This is a genomic window from Mycobacterium sp. UM_Kg27 (assembly GCF_000972905.1).
GTDB lineage: Bacteria > Actinomycetota > Actinomycetes > Mycobacteriales > Mycobacteriaceae > Mycobacterium.
Map to the genome: position 1 here is coordinate 1 of NZ_JRMM01000331.1, position 433 is coordinate 433.

The window sequence follows — 433 nt, forward strand, 5'->3', positions numbered from 1 at the left end:
CCCGGCGACACCATCGGCCCCGGAAGCGGCCTGGCCACCGCGACCAGAGCCACCGGCGCCACCGACACCGGCGTTACCACCGGCGCCACCAGCGCCACCGGCCTCCCCATCGATCGAGGTATTGCCGTCACTGAGACCATCACGGCCCGCCGCCCCCGCCGAGCCATCCGCACCACTGCCGGCGTTACCCCCGAGACCACCAAGACCCTGCACACCGTCAGTGCCCGCCGCACCATCAGCAGCCCGCGTGCCATCACCGGAGAGACCACCCACACCGGCAGTGCCCGCCCCACCACCGGCACCACCATCGCCACCAGCACCACCAGCGCCACCATGGCCACCAGCCAGACCGGCACCGGACTGCCCGACACCATTGCCCCCAGCACCACCGGCACCACCATCACCACCGTTGCCGCCATGGCCGGCGTTACCA

The 433-nt window shown here is 72.1% G+C and carries 1 pseudogene; it reads left to right on the forward strand.

Annotated elements, in window-relative coordinates:
* Positions 1–433, forward strand: a pseudogene (locus tag LI94_RS24195) (hypothetical protein); the annotation flags it as partial.